Origin of the sequence: Dyadobacter psychrotolerans (assembly GCF_004349265.1) — a bacterium.
Taxonomy (GTDB): Bacteria; Bacteroidota; Bacteroidia; order Cytophagales; family Spirosomataceae; genus Dyadobacter; species Dyadobacter psychrotolerans.
Genome location: NZ_SMFL01000008.1, coordinates 151819 through 168063 on the forward strand (window position 1 = coordinate 151819; position 16245 = coordinate 168063).

Annotated in this window: 18 protein-coding genes; 7 read left to right on the forward strand and 11 right to left on the reverse strand. The window is 41.8% G+C overall.

Annotation, left to right across the window (positions count from 1 at the left end):
• Positions 1-9 precede the first annotated feature (9 nt).
• From E0F88_RS20970 to E0F88_RS20985, 4 genes are all read left to right on the forward strand, one after another.
• The gene (locus tag E0F88_RS20970; RefSeq protein WP_131960241.1) at positions 10-1494 is read left to right on the forward strand and encodes a sulfatase; all 1485 of its coding nucleotides are present in this window, start codon (positions 10-12) and stop codon (positions 1492-1494) included.
• Between the two features lie 32 nt (positions 1495-1526).
• Positions 1527-2969 (forward strand): arylsulfatase, encoded by a 1443-nt coding sequence (locus E0F88_RS20975; RefSeq protein WP_131960242.1) that lies wholly within the window; start codon positions 1527-1529, stop codon positions 2967-2969.
• Positions 2970-3300: 331 nt separating this feature from the next.
• Positions 3301-6363 carry a ligand-binding sensor domain-containing protein gene (locus tag E0F88_RS20980; RefSeq protein ID WP_131960243.1) on the forward strand — a complete coding sequence of 1021 codons (3063 nt, stop codon included), beginning with the start codon at positions 3301-3303 and terminating at the stop codon, positions 6361-6363.
• Positions 6326-6964, forward strand: coding sequence for a response regulator (locus E0F88_RS20985; RefSeq protein WP_131960244.1), 639 nt, complete (start codon positions 6326-6328; stop codon positions 6962-6964). The genes E0F88_RS20980 and E0F88_RS20985 overlap by 38 nt, the downstream gene beginning before the upstream one ends.
• 16 nt (positions 6965-6980) lie before the next feature.
• Here E0F88_RS20985 and E0F88_RS20990 read toward each other — a convergent pair whose 3' ends face one another.
• Positions 6981-7547: a hypothetical protein gene (locus E0F88_RS20990; protein WP_131960245.1), complete on the reverse strand. Its 567-nt coding sequence runs from the start codon at positions 7545-7547 to the stop codon at positions 6981-6983.
• Positions 7548-7648: 101 nt separating this feature from the next.
• On the opposite strand from E0F88_RS20990, the gene E0F88_RS20995 reads away from it, so the two are divergent.
• Positions 7649-8155 carry a DinB family protein gene (locus tag E0F88_RS20995; protein WP_131960246.1) on the forward strand — a complete coding sequence of 169 codons (507 nt, stop codon included), beginning with the start codon at positions 7649-7651 and terminating at the stop codon, positions 8153-8155.
• A 127-nt stretch (positions 8156-8282) separates the two neighbouring features.
• On the opposite strand, the gene E0F88_RS21000 is transcribed toward E0F88_RS20995, so the two are convergent.
• From E0F88_RS21000 to E0F88_RS21045, 10 genes are all read right to left on the reverse strand, one after another.
• Positions 8283-8507, reverse strand: coding sequence for a PLDc N-terminal domain-containing protein (locus tag E0F88_RS21000; RefSeq protein ID WP_131960247.1), 225 nt, complete (start codon positions 8505-8507; stop codon positions 8283-8285).
• Positions 8508-8665: 158 nt separating this feature from the next.
• Positions 8666-9157, reverse strand: a complete 492-nt coding sequence (locus tag E0F88_RS21005) for an SRPBCC family protein (protein WP_131960248.1) — start codon at positions 9155-9157, stop codon at positions 8666-8668.
• A complete protein-coding gene (locus tag E0F88_RS21010; RefSeq protein WP_131960363.1) occupies positions 9147-9473 on the reverse strand; it encodes an ArsR/SmtB family transcription factor in 327 nt (108 codons plus the stop codon). The genes E0F88_RS21005 and E0F88_RS21010 overlap by 11 nt, the downstream gene beginning before the upstream one ends.
• A 102-nt stretch (positions 9474-9575) precedes the next feature.
• Positions 9576-10352, reverse strand: a complete 777-nt coding sequence (locus tag E0F88_RS21015; RefSeq protein WP_131960249.1) for an alpha/beta fold hydrolase — start codon at positions 10350-10352, stop codon at positions 9576-9578.
• Between the two features lie 45 nt (positions 10353-10397).
• Positions 10398-10829 (reverse strand): nuclear transport factor 2 family protein, encoded by a 432-nt coding sequence (locus tag E0F88_RS21020; RefSeq protein WP_229213855.1) that lies wholly within the window; start codon positions 10827-10829, stop codon positions 10398-10400.
• Positions 10830-10841: 12 nt separating this feature from the next.
• Entirely contained in the window at positions 10842-11267 is a 426-nt protein-coding gene (locus E0F88_RS21025) for an SRPBCC family protein (RefSeq protein ID WP_131960250.1), read from the reverse strand.
• Between the two features lie 146 nt (positions 11268-11413).
• Positions 11414-12046, reverse strand: a complete 633-nt coding sequence (locus E0F88_RS21030) for a flavin reductase family protein (RefSeq protein ID WP_131960251.1) — start codon at positions 12044-12046, stop codon at positions 11414-11416.
• 81 nt (positions 12047-12127) lie between these two features.
• The gene (locus tag E0F88_RS21035; RefSeq protein WP_131960252.1) at positions 12128-13294 is read right to left on the reverse strand and encodes a peptidoglycan DD-metalloendopeptidase family protein; all 1167 of its coding nucleotides are present in this window, start codon (positions 13292-13294) and stop codon (positions 12128-12130) included.
• A gap of 148 nt (positions 13295-13442) precedes the next feature.
• A complete protein-coding gene (locus tag E0F88_RS21040) occupies positions 13443-13898 on the reverse strand; it encodes a hypothetical protein (protein WP_131960253.1) in 456 nt (151 codons plus the stop codon).
• 58 nt (positions 13899-13956) lie between these two features.
• Positions 13957-14364, reverse strand: coding sequence for a VOC family protein (locus tag E0F88_RS21045; protein ID WP_131960254.1), 408 nt, complete (start codon positions 14362-14364; stop codon positions 13957-13959).
• A 163-nt stretch (positions 14365-14527) separates the two neighbouring features.
• Here E0F88_RS21045 and E0F88_RS21050 point away from each other — a divergent pair, with 163 nt between their 5' ends.
• Positions 14528-15532 carry a GlxA family transcriptional regulator gene (locus E0F88_RS21050; protein ID WP_131960255.1) on the forward strand — a complete coding sequence of 335 codons (1005 nt, stop codon included), beginning with the start codon at positions 14528-14530 and terminating at the stop codon, positions 15530-15532.
• Between the two features lie 131 nt (positions 15533-15663).
• Positions 15664-16245 carry an ASCH domain-containing protein gene (locus E0F88_RS21055; RefSeq protein ID WP_131960256.1) on the forward strand — a complete coding sequence of 194 codons (582 nt, stop codon included), beginning with the start codon at positions 15664-15666 and terminating at the stop codon, positions 16243-16245.

A 16245-nucleotide genomic window follows, 5' to 3' on the forward strand; every position in this document is an offset into this window, starting at 1 on the left:
AGGCATTTTATGCTAAAAAAAATTATTTCAATAAGTACATTGTGTTTTGGGCTTTATGCCGTTTTCCTCACATTCGGTGCTGCGAAACCAGCGGCCAAAAAGCCCAACGTACTGTTTATTTGTATAGACGACCTTCGTCCGGACCTGAAAGTTTATGGCAATCCGATTGTACATTCTCCTAATTTGGATAAACTGGCGGGGCAGGCAACGGTTTTTAGGAATCAATATGTTACCCAGCCAACCTGCGGGGCATCGCGTTACAGTCTGCTTACGGGAAGACTTCCCAGAAGACCGGTCGAACTAAAAAATGAGGCGATTGAACAGCAAATAGCAGGCAAACGCCGAACCGATAAACCAGAAACCTTTATCGACAACCTTCGCCGGAATGGATATTACACCGTCGGAATCGGGAAAGTCAGTCACTCCGCGGATGGTTATGTGTATGAGTATACGGAGCCCAAAAGCGATAAACTGGAATTGCCAAACAGCTGGGACGAAATGCTTTTTGATCCGGGAAAATGGCAAACGGGCTGGAATGCGTTTTTCGCTTATGCTGATGGTTCAAACCGGCAAGCTAAAAAGGCGGAGGTGAAACCTTATGAAAAAGCGGATGTTCCCGATGAAAGTTATCCGGATGGACTGAGTGCAAATCTGGCTGTTAAAAAGCTAAAAGAACTTGCCAAAAAAGATCAGCCTTTCTTTCTGAGTGTAGGCTTTTTCAAACCGCACTTACCGTTTACAGCACCTAAAAAGTACTGGGATTTGTACGATGAATCGAAAATTAAGCTTACCGATTCGCCGGATGTTCCCGAAAATGTAAACGAAGCAAGTCTTCATCCAAGTGTGGAATTTAATCAGTACCAATTAGGAGAAGAAAAAGCTTCCCTGCAAAAACCAGTTTCCGATGTCTATGCAAGAAAACTCAGACATGCTTATTATGCAGCAATCAGTTATACGGATGCTCAGGTTGGTAAAGTTCTGGACGAATTAAAAGCACAGGGCCTGGCTGAAAATACAATCATTGTGGTTTGGAGTGATCACGGCTGGCATTTGGGCGATTACCGGGTTTGGGGTAAACATACGATTTTTGACCAGTCACTGAGAAGTGTATTGATCGTAAAAACGCCTGGGAACAAAAAAGCAGCGGTTCGGGATCAGATAATCAGCTCTGTGGATATTTATCCGACACTCATGGAGTTATGCGGAGTAAAAACGCTGCCTGAACTGGATGGTAAAACTTTTACTGATCTTTTGAAACCAAAGCCCGGTAAAAACTGGGAAAATGTGGCTTACAGTTATTACAACAGAGGAATTACGGTCAGGAATGATCGTTATCGCTTTACAAAATATTTCCGCGAAAAACAGCCCGTTGTTGAATTGTACGACCACAAATCGGATCCGCACGAAAATCATAACGTAGCTGAACAACATCCGGAAGTTGTTGCTGAGTTGACCAAAATCTGGGAAAAGGGGAATACGGGTGTTTTTAACTGATCCTTTTATTTTTTTTTATTTAAATTGAAACAATGAAAAAATACCTATTGCCGGCTTTGATCGTTGCCGGTTTGTTTGGGAATAATTTAACTGCCCAGACGCAAAAAGCACAGCGTCCGAACATCATTTTTATTCTTGCAGATGACCTGGGTTATGGAGATGTTGGTTTTAACGGACAGAAGCTGATTAAAACACCAAACATTGACAGGCTTGCCAGGGAGGGCGTTAAGTTTAATCAGTTTTATGCCGGTACGAGTGTGTGTGCACCATCCCGATCGTCGCTCATGAGCGGCCAGCATACCGGGCATACCTACATTCGTGGCAACAAAGGTGTGGATCCGGAAGGGCAGGAGCCCATCGCGGATTCGGTTGTTACCATTGCTGAGGTTTTGAAAAAAGCGGGCTACGCTACAGGCGCTTTTGGGAAATGGGGACTTGGTCCGGTGGGCTCGGTTGGGGATCCGAATAAACAGGGTTTTGATCAGTTTTATGGTTACAACTGCCAGAGTCTGGCGCACCGATATTATCCGGACCATCTTTGGGATAACCAGAAAAAAATCGTTCTGGAAGCCAATCAGAACTTGATGTACAACAAACAGTACGCGCCGGATCTGATCCAGAAACGGGCACTGGAATTTGTGGATTCCAAAGACGGGAAACAGCCTTTCTTTTTATTTCTGCCTTACATCTTACCACATGCGGAATTGCTCGTTCCGGAAGACAGTATTTTTCAATATTACAAAGGTAAGTTTCCTGAAAAAGCGCATAAGGGGCTGGACTACGGTCCTAACGCAACAAACGGAGGCTATGCATCCCAGGAATATCCGCATGCAGCTTTTGCAGCAATGGTGTCACGGCTTGATTTGTACGTCGGGCAGATTTTGGCAAAACTGAAAGAAAAAGGTCTTGAAAAAAACACGCTGGTCATCTTCACAAGCGATAACGGGCCGCACATAGAAGGCGGAGCAGATCCTGAATTCTTCAACAGCAGCGCTGGTTTTAAAGGTGTAAAAAGAGATTTATATGAAGGCGGAATTCGCGAGCCTTTTGCAGCCCGCTGGCCGGGTGTGATCAAGCCGGGAACGACAAACGATTATATTGGTGCTTTCTGGGATCTGCTTCCAACATTTGCCGAACTGGGCGGAGCAAAAGTTACTTCCCGAATTGACGGAATCCCTTTCACTGCGGCACTTACCGGAAAAGGAACACAGAAAAAACATGACTTTTTATATTGGGAATTTCACGAACAGGGCGGCAGACAAGCCGTTCGTCAGGGGAACTGGAAGGCTATCCGACTGAAAGCAGCAGGTAATCCACAGGCTCGGGTGGAACTTTATGACTTATCGAAGGATCCCGCAGAAACCAAGGATCTTTCAGCACAATTTCCTGACAAAGCAAAGGAATTGGGACAGATCATGAACAGATCGCATGTGCCTTCGGCTATTTTTCCTTTTGGAAAAGAGGAGGGTAAATAAATTTTAAGAGGAGGACACAGATAAGTTTTGTTTTTGAGATAGTCAGGGAGCCTGGGCGATATGCCAGGGCTCCTTTTTGCTATCTGCTGGTGTGTATAAGTTTTATCTGATAACAGTTAAATTTTTGTAACTTAATTCACTACCAATAGTGTTAAAAAAACAACTAATTAAGAGGATTTAAATGGAATGCTCTGTTATACATTGCTGATAGTCAGCTGGTAAAGATTTTGTTCTGTAAATTTCATAACATCTCATCAACTTCGCTATACCCGGTAGCGGGTATTTTTGGGTAAATCGTTGTATTTTACCTTAGTAAGTGTTAACTCTTTCTATGATGAAATCTTTACGCGGTTGCTTCTGCACTATTTTACTGATCGCTGTAAGTAACGTTTATTCCAGTAATGTTTTGGCCCAGTATAGTTTCCGGCACTTAACAACCCGTGACGGACTTATACAGGGTTCTGTTTATCATTTCCTTGAAGACAACCGGGGTTATATGTGGATGAGTACACAAGCCGGGCTGAACCGTTTCGATGGCCGGGAGTTTGCTTCCTACGTGCATGATGATCTCAATGCATCTTCGATCAGCAAAGGAGAAGTTAGAGGAATAGCCCAGGCTCCTAACGGGGATATCTGGGTTGGAACCGAGGTAGGGCTTAGCAGATTCGTCGCCAAAACAAATCGTTTCGAAAACCATTATTTAAAAACAAAGAAAGGGAAAGCAATATATTCCCAGCATCTGGCTTTTTATGCCGATGATTCTACTGTTTGGTATCTGAATGACAGACAGGGAATTGTTCGTATGAACTACCATTCAGGTAAACAAACGATCTTGTTTGCAGATGCAAATTTTAGTTATCAGTTCAAAACACAAATAATTCACTTTGATCCTGTTGGACAAATAATATGGCTTATCCAGCCAACCGGCATACTTAAACTTAATAATCGCCGCAGAAACATCAGCTTTTACTTTACCGGAAAAACGAACGGCGTTCTGGACACAAAACTTATTGTTTACGGTATTTTCTCAAAAGATAATAAGACAATCTGGCTAAGTACTGATAAAGGGCTGGTTGAGTTAAAAAACGAAGCGTACACGCTGCATCCGGTAGAGATCAATAAGGCCGACGATATTGTTTTCTCGATCACAATGACCAATGGACATCTTTGGCTGAGTACTTCGAAAAGAGGGATTCTGGTCTATGATCCGGTAAAAAAAGTCGTAATTCAAAATATTACAAATGATCCGCTCAACGAAAATTCCCTTGCAGTAAATCTGGTTTCAACCTTGTACACCGACAGTAAAGGTGTAGTCTGGGCAAATGCAGAGCCACGATCGGTTGATCTTGTATTTACAGACTCTCTGACCATCAGCAAATATGACGATCATGTAACCAATCCGCAGGGTTTTAATAAGGCATCTATCCGGGGTATTACACAGAATGCCGGCGGCGATCTTTGGGTTGGTACCTCAGGTGCGGGCATTCGAAAGATTACCAAAAGGGGCATCGAAAAACCCTTTGATGTTTACAATGGCTTTCCTCAGGCCTCCGTACGCAATATGCTAACAGATTCTTCGGGTAATATCTGGATCAGTACCGTAGCGGGACTGGTAGTGATCCCAAAAGATGAAAGTGCCCTGAAAACGGTCCACTTCACAGGGCCGGATCCCGCTAAAAGTAATTTTGTCCGTGGTGTTTTACAAGTTGGCAAAGATCATTTTCTGATTCTTACGATGGGTGGTATGTTTCGTTTGAGAAACGGGGTAACCACTTTGCTGTCGGGTTCAAAAGAGGCTTACACAGGTTCAGTTTATTATGACTTAAAACGAGGTGAGCTCTTTGTTGGGCGAAGTGAGAGAGATTTGCGCTGCTACCATTTTGACGGAGAACACCTGACCTATCTTTATGATGCCCTTCCCGGCCACAGCATTCTGAATATGACGTCTGAAACTGACCGGGCTGGGAAAGCTGTACTTTGGGTCGCTACTGATAACGGTCTGATCAAATTTGATCCTGAAAAAAGAAAAATTTTAAAATCCTTTTCAACACGTGACGGACTCCCGGATCCGGTCGTTTATGCAGTAATAGCCGATAATGCAGGCGGAATCTGGATGAGTACGAATAAAGGCCTGGCACGGCTGGATTCCAAAGAAGAATTCCAGCGTATACGGCATACAGAAGGAATCGAATTTAATAGTTTTGCTTCGTTAAAAGCCAGGGATGGCAGTATCTATTTTGGAAGTGTAGCAGGGCTCTTTCGCGTCATGCCTGGTGCGTTGGCAAAAGCTTCTTCAAGGGCACTCGCTGTTACAGGTATTTTTGTAAACGATTCGCTCTATCATCCGTTTTCAGATTTTGCCGAAATAAACGGGTTGGCACTTCCTGCCAACCAAAACAACATTACTTTTCAGCTTGCTGCCTTGGATTATTTGTCCGATATACCAGCCATTTATGAGTACAGGCGGATAGAATTAAATGAAAAAGGTAACTGGGCAAAGTACGGTCCCTCATCTTTGATAAATTTTCAGAACCTGCCTGCCGGCGACTACCATTATGAGTTCAGGGCGTTGGATGCAAACGGGTTTTATACGGATTCAAAAGCCGTTTATTTTTTTATCAAATCTCCTTTCTGGCGTACCTGGTGGTTTATAACTCTGTTGTTTCTGGCCGGAGCCGGTTTGTTATATTTATTGGTACGTCTTTATGTAAACCGGCAGCAGGCTATCCAAAAGGAGTTGACGGGCCGTATCATTTCTGCCCAGGAGTCAGAGCGGTTCCGGCTGGCGATGGATATTCATGACGATGTAAGCAATACATTGGCCGCAGCTAAAAACTATCTTCACAACTACAAAAAAAACGACCCGCAGCTTTACCAAAAAGACATAGATCTTTCTAAAGAACTGATACAAAAAGCTACTGAGGACCTCAGAAATATCACCCACGATCTGATGCCGGTGGAATTTGAGAAATATTCGCTGCCTGATGTGGTAGAAAAAAGGGTAGAAGAGTGGAATAACGAGGGAGAAATTATGTTTACGTATATTTTTGCCGGAACTTACACACAGCTTAATGTCAATTCTGAACTGATGATTTACAGAATTGTAACTGAAATCGTCCAAAACATCAGAAAACATTCCAAGGCAAGTGCTGCCATCATTCAGGTCATTTATCAGGATCAGGAGCTAATTTTGAGTATTGAAGATAATGGCATAGGTTTTGGTAAAAAACAGACCAGTAGAATTCATTCGCAGGGAATTGGTTTAAAAAATTTGAATACCAGAGCAGAGTACCTGAAAGCCGATCTGCAGTTTAGTTCTGACCAGGGTGGTGTATTAGTTCATTTAATAGTTCCTTATGCCGGTAACAGACCCGATTCGCGTTATTTTGGTTGATGACCACCACTTGTTCAGTGATGGTTTAAATGCAATGCTTTCCAATTATCCTGTTATAGAAGTTGTAGAACAGATTTTCCATAGTCCGGATGTTTTGTCAAAAGTACACAACCTCAATCCGGATGTCATTTTGCTGGATTTCAACATGCCGCGTATGAATGGAATGCAGGTAGCAGAAAGACTTCTGTCCGGTAATTCCAAGTATAAAATTCTAATGCTGAGTATGTACAATGAGCTGCGTCTGATCGAAGAATTCAGGAAAATCGGTGTAATGGGTTATCTTCTTAAAACAGCAACCGTAAAAGAGGTAGTTGAGGCAATTGAAACGATCAGCAAAGGTATTCCCTGGTACCCGGCGGACCTGGTACCAAAAACGGGAAACAATCATTCAGACGATTATTTTTTGAAAACTTTCAAATTAACCGGCCGTGAACTGAATATTATCAGGTTGATCCGCGAAGGACTGTCGTCGCAGGAAATTTCTGAAAGTTTGTCTATTAGCCTTTTTACTGTGGAAACGCACCGCAAAAACATTTCAACGAAACTGAATCTAAAAGGCCGGAACGAATTATTGCGGTTTGCGATTGAAAACGATTTGTAGATAAAGGCAGTGTAACTTAAAGTTTTGCCGCTCCTTCAAAGCCGATCTTTAAGGGCTGTTTGCTGTCTCCTTCGTTACTCATGCCGTCGGGCTGCAGAGTTACGTTACGACATTTGAAGTAAAGGAAATCTCCTGATTTTGAAACAGTAATCGTACCGGCTCCATCTGCGCCTGACCAGTTTTTTATCTTTTTATTGGCTACATCTGAAAAAGATACTTTCACTTTTTTAGCTGCTTTATCTTCCTTTTTACTGATCTGATAAACTCCCAGGGCGGGCTCATCTGTACCGAAATCCATGGAAAATAATTGTAGTTTACCGGATTCGGTCAATATAAAAACCTCGCTGTTTGTGGTGAGCCCTCCTTTGAAAGTATACTTCAAAGCTGCTGAATTAACTCCTTCCGCTCTTACCTCGCCAAAGTTCCACCAGCCATTTGGTCCTGCATAAACGGCACTTTTAGGATTGGTATAACGGTCATCCGGTGATTTCGGAACATTCAACCAGGAATCAGCCGCCGTTTTTTGTGCCAGAGAAGGTATTGAGAATAAAATGATCAGGATCAGATTCAGCAAAGATTTCATAGAGGTGTTTTTGAGTTGGTTTTTAATATAAATGCCATCATTTAAGTAAGTTAACTCAAAAGGCATTATTTTTTATTCTTTTACATAAAAACAATAAAGCTATGGACAACACAGATTTTACTGCTGCTTTCCTGAAAGAACTGGATGCAGAGTATACTTCAACAAAAAAATGTCTGGAACGTATCCCGGAATCGCTGTATGGTTTTAAACCGCACCCCAAATCTATGGAAATGGGTTATCTTACGTTGCTGGTTGCAGAAATCCCTCTCTGGATTTCATACATGATTGAAAAGAGCGAGATTGACTTCGTAACCTTTCCGCATTTCAAGGCAAAAACAACGCAGGAATTGGTGGATCATTTTGAGGAAAATTTCCATAGCGCAAAGCAGTCGCTGCAAAACGCTACAAGGGAAGAAATGGAAAAACCATTTTCCCTGAAAAATGACGGGAAAGTACTTTACACAGCACCCAAAGTGGACGACATTGCTACCACGATCAACCATTGGGTACATCACCGCGGACAGCTTACCGTTTACATGCGAATGAACGATATTGCGGTTCCATCGATTTACGGGCCATCGGCGGATGAAAAAACCTTTGATAAATAACAAAAAGAGCGGAGACACCTTTTGATGTCCCCGCTTTAAAAATTTCCGATTATTACCAGCCTGGGTTCCACATGTAGGCTAAACCGGCAAAACAATGGTCAAAATAGATTTTTCGCCTAACACAAAATTAACGCCGGCTGGCATTAACTGTTCTCCCGAAGTATAAATAAAGCAGCGTACCTAAAACTGGCAAGACCATGATAACCGTTATCCATATCACCTTTTCCAGACCTTTCAGGTTGTTGTTTCGAAGAATGTCGATTATCGCCCACATTACGACAGCGAAAAATGCAACTCCTAATAAAATGAGTAAGGTTTCATTTCCTCCAAGGCTGATTAATATTGATTTCATGTGATTCAGGTTTTAGCTGTTTATATTAAGAAGTGTAATTTGGGTAAGTACGTAAATTTAATATAACTTCTTAAAATAAAATGCTGTTTGTTAAGCAGATAAAAACAAACAGCCAGCTCCCGAAGAATTATTGCCTCGAAATTTATTTGTCCGTTTAATTATGATAACAGCTCATCAAGATTTTCCATACCTGCGGTAAATCCTTCTTTAAAGCCCATTTCAATTGTCGTCTCCAAATCTGAAAGTTGTTTATATTTTATTTCAATGGAAACCAGCGTTTTATCTGATTTTTCTGTAAAGCGATTCGTCCAGATAGAGCGGGGGAAATCCGTATTAATTTTTCCGTTTTTATCACAAAAAGCATCTTCTGCAGAATAGCTTTTTAAAGGTGTGATTGCTTCATAATCGGCTCTTGCCCAGTGTTCTTCACCTTCCGGTCCAACCATCGCGTAAAGCCAATAACCTCCCACACTGAAATCCATAGTTTTGGTTCGTGCTTTCCAGGGTTTGGGAGCCCACCATTTATCCAGAATTTCACTTTCTGTCCACGCCGACCACACATTTGCAAGTGGCGCGGCAAATTCCCTTTCTACTAAAATCTTCTTATTTTCCTTGTCTACAGAAAAATTCATTAAAAGGTCATTTTTCATTTTTACTAGAATTTAGGTTGATTAATACTGCGTCAAGCTGGCTGAAACGATCTTCCCAATGTTTCTTAAACTGTTCAAGCCAGTGGTCAATTTCTTTCATTTTACCAGGATTGAAATGGTAATAAATTTCTCTTCCTGCTTTATTCTGAGTTAACAAATCACAATCTGCCAGCACTTTGATATGTTTGGATACCGCCTGCCGGGTTGTATCAAAATGTTCTGCCAGGGCATTCGGAGTCATCGCTCGTGTGGCAATGAGCACTAAAATGGCTCTTCTGGTCGGATCGGCAATGGCCTGAAAAATATCTCCCTTCACTATTGAATTCAATTAAGCAACTAATTGGTTGCAAATATAAGCAACTTTTTGGTTGCGCAAAGTGGCGCGATAATTTTTTTACTTAACATTATGAAACCGATGTTATTTTGCCAGCCACTCCAGCAACATTCCCGCCACAAATTCCGGCATCCGGCTTCCTTCCACAGCGGTACAGATCTCACCGATAAATGACCCGTGGATACCGGGTAAAATCATCAGTTCGGCATTTGGAATGATACGGGAAATTTCCAGTGCATGCTCATTTATTACGGCATCACGGTCTGCATTGATGATGAGGGTAGGGGCATTTATGGCCTTCAAATTACTTTCCGGCCAGTCTTTGAAGTTGATCATCCGATCCCGGTCTTTGTCGTGCATGATTTTCAGACGATTAGGATCAGGAGCTACTTTGAGATAAGACTCCTGCAATGGCTGTGGCATATTTTCCAGAGATGCACTTTGCATCATGTCAAAAAAGCCCGGAAACATACCTTCTCTTTTAAAAATAGCGGAAATTGCAATCAGCTTGTGAACAACATCAGGATGCCTGATTCCAATCTGCAGTGTTGTACTTCCGCCGTTGCTGAAACCCATGAAGTTCGCCTTTTCTATTTTCAGATGTTTGAGTAAAGCCGCGACATCATCAGCATCCTGTTCAAATGTTTCCTCGCTGTCGCGGTCACCGGAATGACCGTGTGCCTGCAATTCAACGGCAATCACTTTCATTTGCTCAGCGAAAAACGGAAGTATTTTGCCAAAACTGGTTTGAATCGTAGAACCTCCGCCATGAATAAGAATCAGAGGAATTTCTCCGGATCCGTGTATTTCATAGTAGATTTTCAATCCGTTTACGAAGGCGTAGCCAGTTTCAAGTGTCATGGCGATAATTGACGTTTTGAGTTTGTTCTTCCAAAAATTTAAGAATCACTGTCCTGCGGAATTATCGTAATAAGTGAAATCCCCGGCAATTAATCCATTCTCAATCGTGAAAACAGTACAAATGGGTAATTCGAATTTAGAGCCGTCCGGCGCCGTGCCTGTTGATATAAATTCAACAATAAGGTGTTTTTCACCGGAAGGATATATCGCTGTGATTTTATCCTGTACATCAGGAAACATGCTGCCCAGTTCAGCATATTTATTTATGATCTGCTGACATGTTTGTTTTACTATACCAGGCCCAAGTGAAGGATCTTTAAAATCAGCAACGGGCGTGTACATTCCGGCCATTTTATCCCAGTCGTGCTTATTGAAATATTCGAAGTACTGTTTTACCAGCTTTTCATTTACATCAGTTTGCCGGTTACAGGAAACGAAGAAAAACAGGATGAAACAAAATGTCAGGGAGAATTTCACTATTTATATCGTTTAAATACTTTCAGCGTATTTTTTGAAATTGTTCATAATCGCCTGCCAGCCACCTTTTTGCATCTCAATCGGGTTTTGGTCCTCTGCTTCAAAGCTTTGGGTGATATGTGTCTTCGAACCATCAGCAGCAAAAATAATCCTAACTTTTCTTTGGTCACCAAGTGTATAGGCGATCAAAGTTTCAGGTTCTACTTCATCATAAATCCCCCAGAAATCAAATCCAAAACTGCCGTCTTTGGCTTCCATACGTGACGAAAATTTTCCACCGACGCGCAAATCGTTTTCGGCTGTCGGGGTATGCCAGTCTTCCGAGGCAAAGCTCCACTGTTTTATTTGCTCAGGATTGGTCCATATTTCCCATGCTTTTTCTACAGGAATATTAACGGTAACTTCTACGGTAATGACCGTTTTTTCGGGTGACTGCATAATGGCTTCAGGTTAAGATTTTTGTCCTAAATTATTATTCGTTTTTCGAACATCAAAACAATGTCGGGAGTAAGACAGCAACACCTTTAAAAAGGAGACACGACCAGGAGAAAAATTTTCCGATAGATAGAAAGCAATCAGAGATTTTAATTAAACTCCGGCAAATTTCTGACACGTGCATATTCAAACTTCGCAAGCTTGCCGACCTGACTGTAAGATTCCAGCCCGCTCACGCAAACATCTTTCACAGCTGACAGATCTACGTTTCCGTCTTCGGCTATAATTTCCCCCGGCAGAATGAGGTATTCTATTTGCCCGATAATCATGATCGTACCGTTGAGCTCAATAGGCATTTCCTGCAGGAACTTCATACCTATCTTCACTTTGCTTTCCTGTACAAACGGAGCATGGAAATCTGAGATATATTCAGCAGTTAGTTTAACCGCATCAAATTCAGAATCTGTTTTATCAAAGTTGGCAGAGGTAAAATGAGCCTGCTCTACAAATGCTTCATGAATGTGATTGATGGTATAAAAACCTGTCTCCAGAATATTTTCATAGGTATGGCGCGGCACGGAAGCAGGTCTGACGATCATACCGATTAAAGCCGGATTTGCGCCCAGGTGTACCACAGAACTAAATACGGCAAGGTTTGTTTTTCCATCCGCCGATTTTGTTCCAATCAGGTTTGCCGGTTTATATCCGGTTACGGAATTGATCAGATTGGCTCTGTAATATTTACTTAATTCCTGAATATCCTGGCTGCTGAAATTTTTCATTAAAATGTTAATTGATTAAAAGCATGTAGTTGCAATGAAGAGAAATTTCGCAGATTTTCCAATTTGTACTGATCCTTGCGATTACTTCAAACCGGAAACCTGCCGGCCGGGGTTAGCCAGCGGAACGGTTGGAATGTAACCTTTGGTTCCGTCTTCCAACTCCACACGGTAGCCTTTTGCCATTTCTCCGATCAGTTTTACCAGGGTATTTTGTGGTAATGTTGCAATTTGTCCTGATGGCAGAAATAAAGCGGAAGAGAATAGATTTGCCTTTTTACGGATTCTGACTGTATCTCCAAGCCAACGCGATTGCTCCGGCAATCCGGGAATTTTTTCCTTGCGGTCGTTGATAAACGGAAGAGGATTAACGGCTCCTGAACCTCTCGCATAAATACCAAAGTGCAAATGGGGAGAGGTAGTGATGGCGTTTCCTGTATTGCCAACAAGTCCAAGTGTATCTCCTGTCACAACCCGTGCTCCAACTGACACCAGCTGACTATCCAAATGTGCATAATATAATGAATAAGGACTGCCGCTTGCAGATAAAAACACGATTTTGCCACCAAGATTGTTGGTACCTGTTTGTGTAATAAATCCGTTTTGTGCAGCAACTACCGGCGTTCCGCGTTTTGCGCTGATATCGATTCCTTCATGAGAACGGGCGCCACGGTCACGCTCTGCACCCCATACACTAATGACGCTATTCATACCATGACCTGCTACCGGAAATGATAAACTGGGAAGAGTGGTGAGTGAAAGCGAAACGACAAGTCTCTCATTGAGGCCGGTTTGTAAGCGTAAAAGCAAGGTATCGCCTTCATGATTGGTATAAGAAATCGTCTGCGCACCATTATTGAGATAATCAATTCGTTGTGGTTTACCGTTTGATTTGATTTTATATAGCTCTACAAAAAGTCTGGAAGAGGTATCGTTTTCATTCCGCAAAGGTGTGATGGTAAGCTTTCGTCCCTCCGGTATTTTTAACCTGATAGCTTGTGCAGGCGTGGAGTCACCCAAAAAAAATCTTTCCTGATAAGGCGCGACCGAAAATAATGAATCATTTAAAACGGACTTGCTTACTCTAAACCAGGTTTGACCTGCCTGGGTTTTTTCCAGTTTATCTTTGTATAATTCCTTCTCATAATACTCCTGTGGCGTTACCGGAAACCAGTGTGAAACGGGAACGGGTTTACAACCGACAAGATAAACGGTGATGATGAGGATAGAGAAACGAATTGAAAATCTCATTGGGTAACTTATTGATCTGATTTTGTGATCAATAAAGTCATGCCATTGGCGGGCGGGCAGCGGTCTGAACGGCGGAGCCGGGCTCAACGCGTAGTTGGTGAGGTGCCGGGGACTTTCTGTTCAGCCTGACTTCGTCATTCAGACCGGATCAGTTTTGCCCGGCTTTTGCTTTGCCTTTTTCTGACAGTGCACCGAGTGAGTTTCTTTTCATTGTTTTAATAAAATCGACTTTTTTGAAACGAAGCGCGCTCCAGTCCTCATCAATAGCTACCATTCGCACAGGTTCAAGCTCATAGTTGCCCATAATCGCCCAGCCTGTATCCCGGTTGAAATCGCAGTTATATTTTTTTGATGTACCTTTCGGATAACACATCCATAAAATCGCATCTCCTTTTAGCAGCGGTGCGATGTCCGGTATTAAATTGTCAATTTCCGACTGCTTTTGTACAAATAACACAGCAAATTCAACTTCGTTACCCAGGTCCGTTTCAATTTCAGTTTCTTCACGGACGCTATCCAGATTGACGCTGAAACTTTCAGGAGAATTAAGTACCAGAATCTTTTTCTGACCTTTGAAATTTAGCTTTTTAAAAACTGCATCCATTAATTGATAAGATTTTCGCTTTGAATTAGAATTGAATGTAAGAACAAATGAGGTTTTTTTAGGAGTCAAGATTGGTGCTGATCATCCAGATTTTACCAAAACGGTCGGTAACTTGTCCAAGATAGGCTCCCCAAAACTGTTTTTCAAATGGCATCGTCACCCTTCCACCTACTGCCAGGTTGTTAAATATGTTGGTCGCCCGGTCTTCATTTTCAAAACCAACAGACAAAACAATTCCGTTACCGTTATTTATTTTCCCGCCTGGAAAAGTGTCGCAGGCCATGATGCTGTTGTTTCCAAAATCGAGCTGACAATGCAATATTTTGTATTTATATATTTCCGGAACTTCCATTGGAGCAGAGCCATAGAAATCTTTGTAGGGAACATTTCCCTCGAAAATTACACGGTAATAATCAATTGCTTCTTCGCAGTTTCCTTCAAAATACAGATAAGGAATCAGTTTCATATTTAACGGCAAGTTTTACAGTCCAAAAATAAGTAAGTCGCTGAAAAAATATAAGGGTATGGGCAGTCAAAAATATGGGGTATTCGGGACAAAATATTAACTTGGGATTTCTTTCGAATTGTATTTTAAAGATTAGGAATATAAAATTATACTTTCAGGAAGTATGGTAAAGCTGGCTTTATTAATCACCAGGAAACATCGTTTGCTTAGTGTAGCAGCAATTCTGGATGTTTTCGAATCGGTAAATCGCTTTTATGAAATCGATGGGGAACAGCCATTTTTCGAAATTAATCTTTACGACCAGGAGGTAGAATACATTTCATCCTACGGTAGCCATAAATTCAAGAACTTTAACGATGCTGTTGATCCGGATCTGATATTTATTCCGGCATTCTCGTCGGAGGATATTTTTCAGGCTGTTATTGAAAATGCAGCTTTTATGCCCTGGTTAGAAAAACAGTATCTGAGAGGAGCCGAAATAGCCAGTTTTTGTACGGGTGCTTTTCTACTCGCAGCAACAGGGTTATTAAACGGAAAAACGGCTACGACCCATATTAATGCAACGATACCGTTTGCATCTGCTTTTCCGCACGTTTTGTTAAAAGCCGATTCAGTTGTTACTGACGATGAAAGGCTGTATACCAGCGGCGGCGCTACAAGCAGTTTTCATTTGATGTTATATCTCATCCGGAATTACTGCGGAAAAGAAATGGCCTTGAGAATTGCGAAAATGTTTGCCATTGACGTCGATCGTAATCAGCAATCCTACTTTGGAACTTTTGAACCTGCCCAGGATCATGGGGACGGACTGGTTAACCTGGCTCAGAAAAGAATTGAAAAGGAGTATCAGGAAGGAAGTACAATCGAAAAGCTAATTCAGGATATTCCGGCCAGCAGAAGAAATGTGGTGCGCCGTTTTAAACAGGCTACGGGTGTTACACCAATAGAATATCTTCAGAAAACCAGAATTGAAGCCGCGAAAAAACTGCTTGAACAAACCGATCAGAGTGTGCTGGAAGTGATGCTGAATTCTGGCTATAATGATCTTAAGTCTTTCCGGCAGCTGTTTAAAAAAAGTGCAGGATTAACTCCCAAGGAATATCGTGATAAATTTAATGTTGCACGGCTTGCTATGGGTAAAAGAACAGCCGCAATTAATTCAATATAAATTTGAGCTTGTTCCAATTTTGAGGTTACATTTCGAGGCTCGCATTGGTGCTTACCGTTGAGCTGAAATTTATTGATTACCCACTCTCACAGGAAGTCGTATCTTTGCAGGAAATTATAGAACTGGTTACCATGTTATTTAAACAAAAACATCTTGAAGGAATAAAATCCGGTAAAATCTCGCTGGCTTTTCGAAAATGGAAAAAGCTTACAGTTAGTGAAGGAAACCTGATCAAGACGAGTGTAGGAAATATTAAAATTGTTTCAGTTGAAGAAATTGCTCTTCAAAATATAAGTGACGAAGAAGCTGAAAAGGCAGGATTCAAAAATGCATCTTCACTGGTTCAGCTTTTGGAAGAACAAAAGGAAGGTGCTATTTACAGGATAGGGGTCGTCTTTGATTCGGAAGATCCCCGGATTGAGCTGCGGGAAAGATTTCAGTTTGAAGAAGGTGAACTCGAAGGCCTGAAAAGTGAACTTGAAATTCTGGATAAATACAGTAAAATAGGAAAGTGGACAACCAAAACACTTCAGGTTATTCGTGAAAACCCTAAAATGAAAGCAGCTGACTTGGCTGTAAAAGCAAAAAAGGAAAAAGAATGGCTGAAACTGAATGTTCGTAAACTGAAAAGTCTGGGACTTACAATCAGTCATGAGCCGGGTTATACGCTCTCTCCGCGTGGAGAAGCCTACATGGATTCGATAGAAAAATAA